This window comes from Streptomyces sp. NPDC058678 (genome assembly GCF_042714835.1).
Classification (GTDB): domain Bacteria; phylum Actinomycetota; class Actinomycetes; order Streptomycetales; family Streptomycetaceae; genus Streptomyces.
Window position 1 is genome coordinate 118123 of the sequence record NZ_JBHXSG010000006.1, and the last position, 12579, is coordinate 130701.

7 protein-coding genes and 1 pseudogene are annotated in these 12579 nt (G+C 71.6%); 1 reads left to right on the top strand and 7 read right to left on the bottom strand.

The window, feature by feature from the left end; genetic code table 11:
- Positions 1-28 precede the first annotated feature (28 nt).
- Positions 29-811, top strand: coding sequence for a serine protease (locus ACFWWR_RS08685; protein ID WP_383861050.1), 783 nt, complete (start codon positions 29-31; stop codon positions 809-811).
- A 142-nt stretch (positions 812-953) separates the two neighbouring features.
- On the opposite strand, the gene ACFWWR_RS08690 is transcribed toward ACFWWR_RS08685, so the two are convergent.
- The 7 genes and pseudogenes from ACFWWR_RS08690 to ACFWWR_RS08720 form a co-directional block, all read right to left on the bottom strand.
- Complete coding sequence (locus tag ACFWWR_RS08690) at positions 954-2333, bottom strand: hypothetical protein (RefSeq protein ID WP_383861047.1); 1380 nt, start codon at positions 2331-2333, stop codon at positions 954-956.
- Between the two features lie 61 nt (positions 2334-2394).
- On the bottom strand, positions 2395-5418 hold the full coding sequence (locus ACFWWR_RS08695) for a glycoside hydrolase family 3 N-terminal domain-containing protein (RefSeq protein ID WP_383861044.1): 3024 nt from the start codon (positions 5416-5418) through the stop codon (positions 2395-2397).
- A gap of 241 nt (positions 5419-5659) precedes the next feature.
- The gene (cimA, locus tag ACFWWR_RS08700) at positions 5660-7264 is read right to left on the bottom strand and encodes a citramalate synthase (RefSeq protein ID WP_383861041.1); all 1605 of its coding nucleotides are present in this window, start codon (positions 7262-7264) and stop codon (positions 5660-5662) included.
- Between the two features lie 308 nt (positions 7265-7572).
- Positions 7573-8808, bottom strand: coding sequence for a TolB family protein (locus ACFWWR_RS08705; protein WP_383861038.1), 1236 nt, complete (start codon positions 8806-8808; stop codon positions 7573-7575).
- A 53-nt stretch (positions 8809-8861) separates the two neighbouring features.
- Positions 8862-10982: a hypothetical protein gene (locus tag ACFWWR_RS08710; RefSeq protein WP_383861035.1), complete on the bottom strand. Its 2121-nt coding sequence runs from the start codon at positions 10980-10982 to the stop codon at positions 8862-8864.
- Between the two features lie 184 nt (positions 10983-11166).
- A pseudogene (locus tag ACFWWR_RS08715) lies at positions 11167-11283 on the bottom strand (transcriptional regulator); the annotation flags it as partial.
- Between the two features lie 62 nt (positions 11284-11345).
- A complete protein-coding gene (locus tag ACFWWR_RS08720) occupies positions 11346-12434 on the bottom strand; it encodes a branched-chain amino acid aminotransferase (protein ID WP_383861032.1) in 1089 nt (362 codons plus the stop codon).
- Between the last annotated feature and the right edge of the window lie 145 nt (positions 12435-12579).

Below are 12579 nucleotides of genomic sequence, written 5' to 3' on the forward strand. Positions count from 1 at the left end.
AGGTCAACCCCCCACGGAAGGCATCACGTTGAAGAGACTCCTCACGGCACTCAAGAGATGCGCGGCCGTCGGTGCCGCCGCCCTCGCGCTCGCCAGCCTTCAGCCCGTCTCGGCCGCCAACGCCGCCCCCGCCCCCGTCGTCGGCGGCACCCGGGCCGCGCAGGGCGAGTTCCCTTTCATGGTCCGGCTCTCGATGGGCTGTGGCGGCGCGCTCTACACCCAGCAGATCGTGCTCACCGCCGCGCACTGCGTGGGGGCGACCGGCAACAACACCAGCATCACCGCCACCGCCGGCGTCGTGGACCTCCAGTCCACCACCGGCCGGGTCCAGGTCAAGTCCACCAAGGTGTACCGGGCCCCCGGCTACAACGGCACCGGCAAGGACTGGGCGCTCATCAAGCTCGCCGCCCCCATCAACCTGCCGACCCTGAAGATCGCCACGACCACGCAGTACAACACCGGCACCTTCACCGTCGCGGGCTGGGGCTCGGCCTCCGAGGGCGGCGCCCAGCAGCGGTACATGCTGAAGGCCAGTGTGCCGTTCGTCAGCGACGCCACCTGTCGCTCCTACAGCGGCTACAGCGGCCTCGTCGCCGCCGAGGAGATCTGCGCCGGCTACGCGGCCGGCGGCGTCGACACCTGCCAGGGCGACTCCGGCGGCCCGATGTTCCGCCGCGACAGCGCCAACGCCTGGATCCAGGTCGGCATCGTCAGCTGGGGCATAGGCTGCGCCCGGGCCAACGCGCCCGGCGTCTACACCGAGGTCTCCACCTTCGCCTCAGCGATCGCCTCGGCCGCGTCCACGCTCTGACGCGCACCTGATCTCGTACGCCCTTCCCCCGACCTTCATGGGCCCGGCGCGGACGCGCCGGGCCCGTGCCCGTGCCCGTGACCGGTAGCCGGTAGCCGGTAGCCGGTAGCCGGTAGCCGGTAGCCGGTAGCCGGGGCGTACGTCAGAACCCGCCGCCGAAGTCCCCGCCACCTCCGCCGAAGTCGCCGCCACCGCCGAAGTCCCCGCCGCCGAAGCCGCCGCCGAAGTCGTCGGTGTTGAAGTCCGCGCCGGAGACGTCCCCTCCCTCGTAGCCGCCGGCGCCGAAGTCGCCGTAACCGGAGCCGTAGTCGGCGGCGTAGGCCGGGGCGGCCATCATGCCGCCGAGCATCGTGCCGATGAGGAGGCCGGGCAGGATGCCGCCGCCGAAGTAGCCGCCCGCCCACGGGCCGTAGGCGGGGCCCGCGTCCCAGTAGGGGCGACGGCCCTGGTCGGTGTCGACCTCCCGGATCACCGGATCGCGGCCGTCCGCCAGGCGGGTCCGGTCCGCCGCGCAGACCGGGACCTCACGCGGGGCGCCACCCACCGGCGTCCAGGTCGCGTCGGCGACCGAGGGGCCGTGACGCGGGTCGAAGAAGCAGGGCGCCCGGCGTTCGGGCAGCGGCCGTCCCTCGCGGCGGGCGGTGAGCTGGGTGAGTGCGAAGCGGCCGTCCGCCAGGGTCTGGGTGACGGCCCGGACGTCCTCCGGTTTCGCGGCCTCGGCCATGTACGTCTTCGCCTTCTCGTAGGCGTCCAGCGCACGCTCGTAGTCCGCGCGCATGGCGTCGTCCGCGCCGGGCTCCCCGGGGTGGAAGTCGAGACGGTCCAGTTCCTCGCCGAAGGCGGTGATGTCCTCGTCGACCACGACCCGCAGCCTCTCCAGCGCGGCCAGCTGCGCCTCCTCGTGCCGGCGCCGCCTGCGCCGTACGAGCGCGTACGCGCCTCCGCCACCCGCCACCAGGACCACCCCGGCGGTGATCAGCCCGGCGGTGGACCCGCCGCCGCCACCGTCGGAGGCGTCCCAGCCCGTCGGTGCGGAGCCGCCCATGTTCGTCAGGGCGCGGTCGGTGAAGTCGTCGATCTGGGCCTCGGCGCCCTTCTCCGCTGCGACGCTGCTGACGAGGTTCTGTACGGCCGTGGGCGACAGGACCGAGGAGTCGGCGCGGGCGTCGAAGTCGTCGCCGACCCGGATCGCGTACAGGCCGGTGATGCCGGTCGCGGTGCGCAGGTCCGTGAAGAGCTTCCCGGTCGGCTGGTCCGCGGGCAGGACGGCGACGAAGAGGGGCTTGTCGGCGTCCTTGATCTGCTCGGACAGCGCGTCGGCGTCGGCGGAGGAGAGCTGGTCGGAGGCGGCCGGGGCGACGTAGACCGGGTCCTCGCGGAGGGCCTCGGCGATCGTCGACACGTCGGTGGCCGCGGAGGCGCGTGAGGCGCCCGCCGTCAGGACGGTCAGGGCCGTCAGGACGGCGAGCGCCAGTGCGGCAAGCAGTCCGGCAAGGCTTCGGGCCGATAGGGCGACCTTCATACTTCGAAGCTACCCGAAAGCTAACAAAAAAGGCCTATTCGGACTGACGGAACCCGGTCGCTCAGCCCGCCGCCCGATAGGCCGCCGTCAGCTTCTCCACCGCCTCTCCGTACCGCCCGGTCACCAGCAGATGGTCCGCGTCCGCGAAGGGCTTCGCGACCGCTGCCGTGATGTCCTGGTCCACCTTCTGCTGGACGATCAGCCGGGCCCTGGCGACGAGCGCCCGACCGGCCTCGTCGGCACCCGTCCGCTCGGCGGCCCGCGCCCCGACGCCGAGTGCCTTCAGGGTCGCCGCGCCGCCCTCCGGGACACTGCTCAGGGTCGTCAGTCCCCAGCCGTAGGGGAACTGCGGGTCGTACGCCGCGTCGCCGACGTTGATCGGCAGCTGCGCCTGGGACTTCGGCCAGGTCACCGGGAGCTGTCCGGTGAAGGGCCGCCTGCCGTACAGGACGTCGGCCACGCCGTCGCCCTCCGTGCCCGGCAGCCAGGAGGCGACCAGCGCGTCGACGGCGCCGAGCCGGTCCGCGACGAGTTGGGGACGCCCGGAGACGATCAGCACCGCGCACCTCATCGCGGCGCACACCTTGTCGACGGCTGCCTGGTCGGCGGCGGACAGCTCCAGGTCGTGGCCGTTGCCCACGTCGCCCACACCCTCGGCGTACGGGGTCTCGCCGACGACGACCACCCCGACGTCGTGGCCGCCCGTCGGTGCGGAGGCGTCCTTGGAGTAGGTGACGTCGCCGCCCGCGTTCCGCAGCCCTTCGAGGATGGTCGTGCCGGGGGTGATGTCGCCGGAGGAGCCCTGCCAGGTGACGGTCCAGCCGCCGCTCTGGTTGCCGATGTCGTCGGCGTTGGAGCCGGCGACGTACACCTTCTGGCTCTTCTTCAGCGGCAGCAGCCCCGCGGAGTTCTTCAGCAGCACCTGCGACTCGGCGACCGCCTGGCGGGCCACGGCGCGGTGCCCGGCGGAGCCGATCCGGGACGCGCCGCTCGTGTCGGCGTACGGCTTCTCGAAGAGCCCGAGCCTGAACTTCTGGGTGAGGATGCGCGACACGGCGTCGTCGATGCGTTGCTCGCCGACGCGGCCCGCCTCGATCTCGTCGAGGAGCGTGGCGCGGAAGTCCTGGTACGCGTACGGAACCATGATCATGTCGAGGCCCGCGTTGATCGACGTACGGACGTCGGAGGCGTAGTCGCCCGGGAGCTGGTCGATCGCCGCCCAGTCGCTGATGACGAAGCCGTCGAAGCCCATACGGCCCTTCAGGACGCCGTTCAGCATGTCGGCGCGGGCGTGCATCTTCACCGGGCCCCGGCCGTCGCCGGCGATGTCGAGCGAGGAGTAGGACGGCATGACCGTGCCGACACCGCGGTCGACGGCCGTCTCGTACGGCGCCAGGTGTACGGTCTCCAGTTGCTGCCGGGTGACCTTGGTGACGCCCTGGTCGATGGTGTACGTGCCGGTCGTGGACGAGCCGTACCCGGTGCCGCCGTCCCCGACGAAGTGCTTGGCGGTGGCGAGGACCTTGTCGGCGCGTCGCAGATCACTGCCGTCCGGGGCTCCCTGGAGGCCCTGGACGACCGTCTCCATGGCATCGACCAGCGCCGGATCCTCGCCGAAGGCCTCGTAGGAGCGGCCCCAGCGTTCGTCGCGGGTGACGCACAGGCAGGGGGCGAAGTCCCAGGGGACACCGGTGGCGCGGACCTCGGCAGCGGTGACGGCAGCCGTCTTCTGGGCCAGCCGGGGATTCCTGGACGCTCCGACGCCGATGTTGTGCGGCATGATCGTCGCGCCGACCAGGTTGTTGTGGCCGTGCACGGCGTCGACGCCGTAGATCAGCGGGATCTGGAAGCGGGTCGCCTGCGCGCGCAGCTGGAACGCGTCGACCATCTTCGCCCACGCCTCGGGGGTGTTGGGCGTCGGTGTCGAGCCGCCGCCGGAGAGGAGCGAGCCGAGGTCGTACGCGGCGATGTCACCGGGGGCGGTGACCGCGCCGCGCTCGGCCTGGGTCATCTGGCCGGCCTTCTCCTCCAGGGACATGCGGGAGAGGAGGTCGGCGACGCGCTTCTTCACCGGCAACCTGGCGTCGAGATACGGCAGTCCGTGCGCGTCGATCACGATCTGCGGGGTCTCGGACGGGGGTTTGGCGCCGGTGACGGTCAGCTTGAGCGGGATCGTCTCGGCGGACTCCGCCCGCTTGTCCTCGAGGGTGGGGACCTGGACGGTGCGGGTCGTGCCGGAGGGGGTGCCCTCGGGGAAGGTGAACTCGCCCTTGAGTGGCGTGCGGTCGGCGTCCGAGGCGGTGCCGCCGGTCGTCTCGTAGGCGACGGTCACCGGCGCGTCGATCGGGGCGGAGCCGGTGGTGGCGACGGTGAACCGGACGCCGGCCGTGCCGCCCTCCTTCACCGGGTACACGGCGGCGTCGGTCGTCACGCTCGCGCGCAGCGACTGGTCGGCCCTGCCGTACAGCTCGACGCCGTCCATGGCGAAGTCGCCCTTGACGCCCACGGGGAGGGTGACCGCGTATCCCCAGGTCTCGGTCAGGCCGAGGATCTGGTCGATGCCGCCGACGGGCTGGTAGTCCGTGCGGTACGCGAAGTCGGTGAAGGGGATCTCGATCTGTTTCCAGCCGCTGAAGTCGTCCGTGAAGGACGTCGTCCAGAGTTCGGAGGCCTCGCCGTCGGCGCCGCCGTCCTTGATCTCGAAGGCGATCTTCCTGCCGTTGGCCCTGCCGTCCCACCAGAAGCGGATGCCCTTGTGGGCCGACCAGTCGTGGGCGGGTTCGGCGAAGGCGAAGTCGTGGGTGAAGCCGCCGTATCCGCTGATGTCGTAGGTACCGGTGAGGACCTTGTCCCCCTCGGGGGCGTCCTCTCGGGCGGTCAGCCGGAGGGCGGGCGGGTCGTCGGTGTCGCTGCCCCAGGTGAAGATGCCCTCGGCGGGCGGGGAGGCGAAGGGGACTTCACCTTCGAAACGGTCGACGGGGGTGGGGGCGGGGTCGTCGGCGGCGGCCGAGACCGGGCCGGCGGTGGTGAGCGGGAGCAGTGCGGTGAGCAGGGTGGCGGAGGCTAACAGGGCGGTTCTTCGCATGGAACGTCCCTTGGCTCTCGTGGTCCAACGGCTGTCTCTTGCATCGGCTTACGGCTTAGCTCACGCCGTGAGTGAACTGGTGCCCCACCAAGCCGTCAAGACCTCACGTCATGACCGGCAGCCCTCCGCTGTCACCCGGCGGACCTCGCCCCTTCGGAACCCCGCCAGGTACGGGCCGGCGACCGGGCGCAGAGCCTCGGCGAGTTCGGGAAGCTCGCCGAGGACTCCTGTTCGGCGGCGGCTACTCGGCCGGCTCGACCCCGGCCCGCAGCAGGCCGTACGTGTACGCGTCCTCCAGGGCCTGCCACGACGCCGCGATCACGTTCTCGGCGACGCCCACCGTGGACCACTCGCCCGCCCCGTCGGACGTGGAGATCAGGACGCGGGTCGTGGACTGGGTGCCGTGCACGCCCTCCAGGATGCGGACCTTGTAGTCGACGAGGTCGAGCTTGGCGAGCTGGGGGTAGATCTGTTCCAGGGCGACGCGCAGGGTGCGGTCGAGGGCGTTGACCGGGCCGTTGCCCTCGGCCGTGGCGACGATGCGCTCGCCCTTGGCGAAGAGCTTGACCGTGGCCTCGTTGGCGTGGATGCCGTCGGGGCGGTCCTCGACGATCGCGCGCCAGGACTCGACCTCGAAGTACTTGAGGGGCTTGCCCTCCACCTCGGCCCGGAGGAGGAGTTCGAAGGACGCGTCGGCCGCCTCGTACGTGTAGCCCTTGAGCTCGCGCTCCTTGACCCGGTCGACCACCCGCTGGACCAGCGCGCGGTCGCCGCCGAGGTCGATGCCGAGTTCCTTGCCCTTGAGCTCGATCGACGCGCGGCCCGCCATGTCGGAGACCAGCATCCGCATGGTGTTGCCGACCTGCTCGGGGTCGATGTGCTGGTACAGGTCGGGGTCGACCTTGATGGCGGAGGCGTGCAGGCCCGCCTTGTGGGCGAAGGCGGAGACCCCGACGTACGGCTGGTGCGTGGAGGGGGTGAGGTTCACGACCTCCGCGATCGCGTGCGAGATGCGGGTCATCTCGCGCAGTTTGCCGTCGGGCAGCACCTTCTTGCCGTACTTCAGTTCCAGTGCCGCCACGACCGGGAACAGGTTGGCGTTGCCGACCCGCTCGCCGTAGCCGTTGGCCGTGCACTGGACGTGGGTCGCGCCCGCGTCCACCGCGGCGAGGGTGTTGGCGACCGCGCAGCCGGTGTCGTCCTGGGCGTGGATGCCGAGGCGGGCGCCGGTGTCGGCGAGGACCGTGGAGACGACCGCCTGGACCTGCGCCGGGAGCATGCCGCCGTTGGTGTCGCAGAGGATGACCACGTCGGCGCCGGCCTCGGACGCCGAGCGTACGACCGCCTTGGCGTACTCCGGGTTCTGGCGGTAGCCGTCGAAGAAGTGCTCGCAGTCGACGAAGACGCGGCGGCCCTGGCCCTTCAGGAAGGACACCGTGTCGCGGACCATTTCCAGGTTCTCGTCCAGCGTGGTGCGCAGGGCGAGTTCCACGTGCCGGTCGTGGGACTTGGCCACCAGGGTGATGACGTCGGCGCCCGAGTCCAGCAGCGCCTTGACCTGCGGGTCCTCGGAGGCCTTGCCTCCGGCCCGGCGGGTGGCGCCGAAGGCGACCAGCTGGGCGTACTTGAAGTCGATCTCCTGCCGGGCGCGGGCGAAGAACTCGGTGTCGCGTGGGTTGGCGCCGGGCCAGCCGCCCTCGATGAAGCCCACGCCGAAGTCGTCCAGGTGCCGTGCGATGGCCAGCTTGTCCGCGACGGTGAGGTTGATGCCCTCCCGCTGCGCGCCGTCGCGCAGGGTGGTGTCGAAGACGTGGAACGAATCGTCGAGCTCGCTGGTGTCGGTCATGGTGTCAAGGCTCCTGTGTCGGATCTCGGTCTGTACCGGAATGACCGGCTCCACCGTCCTCACATGGTCCCTCGCGCTCTCGCCTCCGGCTGCGGGTGGGCCAGAAATGCGAAAAACCTCTCGCGGGTGCGAGAGGTCTGCGCGCGGGTCGAAGACGACGGTGTCCGCCCGTACCTGGTCGTACGTGGCGGTCACTGCGGACCGGCGCGCCTGCTGCCAATAATCGTGGCGAACGAGAGCACGGGGGCATTCTGGCACAGACCACCTCCGTGCTCACCGTCCGTCTCAGGATGCGAGCAGATGCGTGATCATCGCAGGTGGCGGACGAGGACGTCGTAACCGTCGTTGACGTCTCCGCCCTCGATGAGTGTCGCGTCGGGCGAGGTGAAGGCGATCCGGCGGGCGCCGTTCGCGATGCCGCCGGGGGCGACTTCGGCCGTGGCCGTGCCGCCGGTGGTGTCCGGGGTGACGAGGACGGTTTCGCCGGTCTTCAGGTCGCGCAGGTAGACCGGGTTCTCGGTGCCCCACCGGCTGCCCGGTTCGTCGACCCGGGAGGAGAAGGTGACGTAGCGGCCGTCGGAGCTCACCGCGGGCGCACGGGTGTACGCGGTGGCGGGTCCGCCATGGGTGGCGTGGACGCGCTGGTTGGCGCCGGACGCCACGTCGTGCACGAACACGTTCCAGCTGCCGTCGGTGTCGTCCGGCACCAGGTTGGTGTCGGCCGACTCGAAGACGACGGTACGGCCGTCGCCGCTGATCGACGGCAGCAGGGACTCCCGCTGGGTCTGCGAGCCGTCGTGGGAGCGGTCGATCTGGGTGCGGGCGCCCGTGCCGCGGTCGAGCATCCAGACGTCTCCCCAGTCGTCGCCGCGCGGGCCGTTGGCGTAGCGGTAGTCGTAGACGACGCGGCTGCCGTCGTCGCTGACCGTCGGGGCACCGGCGTTGCGCGGCTCCCAGGTGGGCTTCGGGTGGCTGACGCGCTCGGTGGTGCCGGTGACGCGGTCGTGCAGGAAGACGACGGAGCCGCCCTCCTCGCCGTCGTACTGGCCACCGGCGGTGAAGACCGCGTAGCGCGCGTTGCCGCTGAGCGCGACGTCGGCGCGGCCGGTGCCGTAGCTCGCCGGGATCCCGGTGTCGAGGCGCTCGGTCCGGCCGGTGCGCAGGTCGCGCAGCCGGACCTCGGTGCCGGTGGTGTAGGCGAGGTGGCGGCCGTCGGCGCTGAGCGAGGGGCTGCCGCCGACGGCGACGTGCCGGAGCTTTCCGGTGCGCAGGTCGCGTACGAAGACGCCGCCTTCCGGGGCGCCGGGCAGCAGGTCGGACGCGCTCGAGGAGAAGGCGACGTACCGGCCGTCGCGGCTGGTCACGGCACCCGACGAGGCGCCGTTGCCCGCCTTGTTGTCGGGTGTGACGCTGACCGGCTCGGTGTGCGGGGCGCTGGGCGCGGCGCTGGGCGCGGCGCTCACCGCGGAGCCGGTGAGCGTCATGGCGGCGGTGGCCGCGACGACGGTGGCCGCCAAGGCGGCGCGGTGCCTCTTCGTGCGCATGGTTGTTCCCCCGTTGTCTCTGTACATGGTCTTTCCCCCGTGGTCGTTCGTTGTCATTGCACTGTCCGCAGGAAGACGTCCGCCACCCCGTTGGTGTCCCCCTCCACCAGATCGGGTGACGCCGATTCGAACGCGACGGTCGTGCCGTCGGCGTTGACGGAGGGGTGCCCGGCCGGGAGGTCGTTGCGGCCGCCCCAGCGGTCGACGCTGATCAACTGCCGCTTTCCGGTGGTGAGTTCGAGCAGGTACACGGATCGGCCCGAGGTGTACGCGACCCGTGTGCCGTCCCCGGCGAGCGAGGGCTGCGCGCCCTTGACCCGGGTCGTGGTCCCGGTGTCGAGGTCGCGGACGAAGACGTCCCGGCCCTGCTGGAAGGCGACCTTGCGGCCGTCCGCGCCGAGGGAGGGGGCCGAGCCGCCGCCGACCGTCTCCAGGGCGCCGGTGTCCAGGTCGCGGACGTGGATGTCACCGCCCTGTTCGAAGGCGATGTAGCGGCCGTCGTAGGTGATCGACGGGTTGCCCGCCGCCTTGCCCGAGGGCTCGCTGACCACGTCCGTGGTGCCGCCGTTGAACCGGAAGCGGTAGACGCGGGGTTGAGGGTCCGGGTCGGCGTCGGTGGCGGGCAGGGTGGCGGCGTAGGTGACCCACTGGCAGGTGGGGTCCACGCTGGGCTGTCCCATCCAGGTGAAGCGGACGCCCTGGTAGGAGCCCAGGCTGGTCAGCTTGCCGACCGCGCGGTTGCGGATGTGGACTCCCGGGCCGCCGTCGGATTCGAGCGGGGCCACGTAGCCGACCATGCGTCCGCTGTAGCAGGGCGTGCCCTCGTGGGAGGGGCCCTGTGTGCTGGAGTCGACCTGGGAGAGACCGCCGGCCGCGTGGACGAACACGTTCGTGTGCTTCGGGTCGTCGGTCCCCTGCGAGGTGAAGGCGACGACCTTGCCCTCGCCCATCACCGGGCCGTGGGACGCCCCGGGACGTTGCTGCCCGTCCCGCGTCATGCTGATCCGTTCGGTGACGGAGGGCATCGGGTCCGGGTTCTCCCGGAGCTCGCCCGAGAAGACGAACACGTCCGACTCCCCGTTGGTGTCGCCCGCGACCAGGTGGGACGCCCGCGAACTGAACGCCACCGCACGCCCCTTGGCGGCCAGCATCTCGGATCCCAGCTGGGTGTCCGCGGGGAGAGCCGCCCCGCGCCGGCCCGTCCGCAGGTCGCGCACCCGCACGCCGTCCTCGCCGCCGACGACGGCGTACCGGCCGTCCGCCGTGGCCGAGATGGGCCGCCCCTCGGCCACGCGCCGCGACTCGCCCGTGCGGAGGTCGTGGACGTACAGGCCGCTCCCGGCGTCGAGGAGGACGCGGCGGCCGTCCGCGGTGATGCGGACCAGCGAGGCCTGACCGAGGCCCGTGTCGGCCTGGATCCGCTCGCCGGTCCTCCGGTCCTTGACGAAGACGTCGTCCGGGTCGCCCTCCGTGGGCCCCGGGACCTGGTAGGCGACCCGCTCGCCGTCTCCGCTCACCGAGGCCCCGCGCTTGGAGCCCTCCTCGGCCGGAGAGATCAGTTCGTCGGTGCCGGTGGCCGTGTCGCGGACGTACAGGAGGCGTGTGTTCTGCGGCCCGTGGCGGTTGCCGATGGTGTACGCGACGTGCTTGCCGTCTTCGCTGATCGACTGCGCGCGGCCCAACTCGTTGGAACCGGGAGGGTTCTCGGGCCACAACCGCTCCGAGCGGCCGGTGGCGCGGTCGTACAGGTACGGGGCCAGGAACCGGGTGCCCGCGGAGTAGGCGATACGGTCCCCGTCGGCGCTCGGCATCGGCGAACCGTACGTGTAGCCGCTACCGAGGTCGATCTTGGTGACCCCGCCGGTGGGCAGGTCCTTCACGAGCAGGCACGGCAAGGTCTGCGCGCAGCCGAAGCTCGGCGCGTTGGACGTGAACGCGACGCGCCGGCCGTCGGCGCTGATCGCGGCACCGTCTGACGGCCCGTCGGCCTGGGTGCCGTCGACGCCGGTGCTGACCCGTTCGACGCGCGGTGCGTGCGGTGCGTGTGCCTGCGGTGCGTGCGGTGCGTGCGGTCTCTGCGGTGCCGCGGTGGCACTCGGAACGGCGGCTCCGGCGAGCGCCAGCAGCAGCACCGCACCTAACGAGCCTCTGGACACATGTACGGCTCTGGACATGTTCCCCCCTGTGATCCCCGTGGACGCTCTACCCCCGGCCCGCGCCGTCCTGCCGTCAAGGCTCCCGTCGTCCGCCCGAAGGCAGGCGGGAGCCGCCGCGGCAGGGCCAAGGGCTCGCTCCGAGGCAAACGCATCAGCAGCCATGGGGTCAATCGGCCTTATTGCGTACAACCCGGGCGGGGAGTCACGCGTCCGCGAGGAGGCTTTCATCCAGGAAGTCCCGAACGTGGCCGAAATGCTGCGCCCGGTCCGTGCCGCGCAGGCCGATCGCCACGTGGACGGAGAAACCCGGCAGGGCCGCCGCGGACACGGAGTCCACGGCGGCCCTGGCCGACAACGGGGTCCAGCCCGGTCCAGCCCGGTCTAGCCCAGCTTGTGCATCCAGCCGTGCTTGTCCTCCGTGACACCGCGCTGGATGCCGAGCAGGGCCTCGCGCAGGCGCACGGTGACCGGTCCGGGAGTGCCGTCGCCGTGCGTCCAGGCCGCGTCCTTGGTCTTGGCGTGGCCGATGGGCGTGACCACGGCGGCGGTGCCGCAGGCGAAGACCTCGGTCAGGGCGCCGGAGGCGGCGTCCTCGCGCCACTGCTGCAGCGTGACGACCCCCTCCTCGGCCGTGTAGCCGAGGTCGCGGGCCACCTGGAGGAGGGAGTCGCGGGTGATGCCCTCCAGGATCGAGCCGGTCAGCTCGGGGGTGACGATCCGGTCGCCGTAGACGAAGGCGATGTTCATGCTGCCGCTCTCCTCGACCTTGGTGCGGGTCACCGCGTCGAGGTAGACGACCTGGTCGCAGCCGTTCCTGGCCGCCTCGGCCTGGGGCAGCAGGGAGGCCGCGTAGTTGCCGCCGGTCTTGGCGTCACCGGTGCCGCCGGGGACGGCACGGACGTAGTCCTCGGAGACCCAGATGGTGACCGGCTTGACGCCGCCGGCGAAGTAGGCGCCGGACGGGGAGGCGATCAGCATGAACAGGTACTCGTTGGCCGGGTGCACGCCGAGCGCGGCCTCCGTGGCGAACATGAACGGGCGCAGGTAGAGCGACTCCTCGCCGCCGTGCGGCGGGACCCAGTCGGCGTCCTGCGCGAGCAGCGCGTCGAGGGCCCCGATGAAGAGGTCCTCGGGCAGCTCCGCCATGGCCATGCGGCGGGCGGAGTTGCGGAAACGGCGGGCGTTGGCCTCCGGTCGGAAGACGGCGACCGAGCCGTCGGACTGCCGGTAGGCCTTCAGGCCCTCGAAGATCTCCTGGCCGTAGTGGAGGACGTGGGTGGAGGGGTCGAGGGAGATCGGCCCGTACGGGACGAGCTGCGCGTCGTGCCAGCCGCGGCCCTCGGTCCACTTGATCGTCACCATGTGGTCGGTGAAGTGGCGGCCGAACCCGGGGTTGGCCAGGATCGCCTCGCGCTCGGTGGCGGCGAGCGGGTTGGCGGAGGGCTTGAGCTCGATCGTGGGCGTCGTCATGAGTGGTTGTCCTTCACCGGTCGGATAGTGACGGGCCGCGCTCACGCCCGTACTGCCTGTGGCCAGTGCTAGGACGTCCGAGCATTCCCTCAATCCGCGGCTCCGCGTTCGATTATCTCGCGACGGAGGCCGTGGACGAAAAACA